The following is a 2,507-nucleotide window of genomic DNA, read 5'->3' on the forward strand; positions in this document are numbered from 1 at the left end:
GAGTTTATGAAACTTAAATGTCCAATGTGTTATTCAGGTGATATAAAAAAGATTATTTATGGTTATCCAAGTGATGAGAATTATTTGCTAGCTAGAAAAGGTGAAATTATTCTTGGTGGTATAGAAAAGGATAAAAAGTCAGCACAATATTTTTGTGAAAGTTGTAAAAAAAGTTTTTTTGAAGGAATAAGTGCTGATGGAAGTAATAAAAATATGATAAATAAAATGAATTTTTACTATGGAAGTTTTTGTGCTCCATCTCATTATTTATATATAGATAAGGAAAGTGAAAATTTTAAGTATGGATATAGTGAACTAGGGATGTTTGTTGATATTATAAATGATGAAAAGCAGAATGGAGTATTTAAAGAAAGTATTCATTTTTCCAAAGTAGAAATTGGCGAATTATCAAATGAACTTGAAATTTTAAAAGTTAAAGAGTGGGATGGAATTTATAATGGTGAAAGTAAGCATATAGATAAAGAGTGGAGTTTAGAACTTGAATTTGCTGATGGAACAAAATATAAGGGCGAGGGCTTAAATGCTTTTCCAGATGAATTTAGTAAATTTTTAGAATTAATAGATAAATATACTTCAAAAAAAATAAAATAGAAAAAATGGACTATATTCTAGAAGAAATGAATTCTTCATGTGATATAGTCCATTTCTATATTATTTTAGATTTTTATCAATAAAGGCAAAAATTCTTTTAAAATATTCATCACCAGTATCATCCCAAGCTGTTATATGAGCAGAATTTTCAATAAGCCATAATTCTTTGTTATCATGAGGTATATTATCAAAAATCTCCTGACTATTTTCAGGAGCACATACTGTATCATCAAGCCCATGAATAATCATCATAGGTGTAGTGATTTTTTGAACAGCTGTATATGGATTTACATCATCATATCCAAATCCATCTTTGATATTAGTATAAATATTTCCCCAGTATTTAAGATAATCAGTTGGTATTACAGGAATATTTTCTGCATCAATACCAAGACCAATAGCATCAGACATTCGGCTATAAGGACCTTCAATTACATATAGGTCAACAAGTTTATCTTTTTCATTAAGTTCAGAGTGCATAGCTGTAGTTCCAGCTCCCATAGAAAAACCTTGAACAATGATTTTTCCATCTGGGAATTTTGAATTTACATGTTTTACAACACTATCCAAGTCAAATCTTTCATAAAGTCCAAAAGTATAGTTATCTCCACCGGTAAGGCTTGTATTTCTTTGGTTATAAAGCATAACATTATAACCTTTCTTTAAATACTCATCAGCATAGAAAATATATTCATTGTAGTTACTTTCAATACCGTGGACAAGGATAACAGTATTCTCAGACTTAGTAGGACATTCAATGAACTTTGCTTGAACTTCATAATTATTCTTAGGACTTTTAATCATAAGATTAGTATGTTTATATTCATCAAGTTTATCTAATGGTTTTCCATCTCTAGATCCATAAACAGCAACCATTTCATCTTCTTCGATTTTTTGAGAAGATCCAACAGAGCTATCATAAACAAGTTTTCCCATATAATAAGAAACTCCAATAATAAGTGAACAAGTAGCTAAAACACTAACGGTTATAGTAGTAATTTTTTTATTTTTCATAAATAATACATTTCCCCTTAAAATCCTTTTATTTACAGAATATTATAGTGTTTGTAGATAGTATAATTCAATATATATAAGTATATTTAACCTTAAATCTTTAGAAATTTAATAGTTTATATAAAAAAGTGGCTACATAAAGTAACCACGAGTATTATTTATCTTTAAAAGTCTTAATGAAATTCATAACTTTTGAAATATATTCATCTGAATTTTTATCAAATGATTTAATATGAGTAGCTCCATCAACAAGCCAAAGTTCTTTGTTATCATGTGGAATAGCATCAAAAATTTCTTTACTACTAGCAGTATCACAAATCTCCTATCATTTATAATAATAAAAGTATAAATGATACAATATCTAGGTAACAATACAGAAATTATAAAATTAATTAAAAATATCTATAAAATTAACAAATAGAAGATAAAAAGGTAGTTTTGTAGATAAATTGCTAAAGAAAGTTAAAAGAAGAAACATTAGATAGTATAATTAAATTTTGACAGTCAATATCTAATTTAGTAAACTCGAATTAATAAATGATAGGTTAAAGTACATAAAATAGAGATTATTAAAAAGATAAATAATATTTAAGTGGAATAAATAATAAAATAAGATATAAAAAGGTGGTAATTAGATTGATTAAACATATAGTTATGTGGACAGTGAAAGAAGAAAATAGAATAGAAAATATGCAAAAAATGAAAAGAGATTTAGAAGCTTTAAAATCAGAAATAAAAGAAATCGTTGAGATAGAAGTTGGAATAGATATAAATAGATCACAAGCAGCTTATGATTTAGTGTTATACTCAACATTCAAATCATTAGAAGATTTAAATGCATATCAAGTACATCCAAAACATCAAGCAGTAGCTAAAAATGC

The 2,507-nt window shown here is 26.3% G+C and carries 3 protein-coding genes; 2 read left to right on the forward strand and 1 reads right to left on the reverse strand.

Translation table 11 applies throughout. The features are described 5' to 3' along the window. Positions 1-612: hypothetical protein (locus Q0V15_RS12945; protein WP_367173780.1), on the forward strand; the 612-nt coding region annotated here is incomplete at its 5' end. 60 nt (positions 613-672) lie between these two features. Here the strand turns inward: Q0V15_RS12945 and Q0V15_RS12950 are convergent. Next, complete coding sequence (locus Q0V15_RS12950; protein WP_297439555.1) at positions 673-1,626, reverse strand: alpha/beta hydrolase; 954 nt, start codon at positions 1,624-1,626, stop codon at positions 673-675. 636 nt (positions 1,627-2,262) lie between these two features. Between Q0V15_RS12950 and Q0V15_RS12955 the strand changes: the two genes are divergently transcribed. Beyond that, positions 2,263-2,507: Dabb family protein (locus Q0V15_RS12955; protein WP_297439556.1), on the forward strand; the 245-nt coding region annotated here is incomplete at its 3' end.

The sequence above is a fragment of the uncultured Clostridium sp. genome, assembly GCF_947036855.1.
Classification (GTDB): Bacteria; Bacillota; Clostridia; order Clostridiales; family Clostridiaceae; genus Sarcina.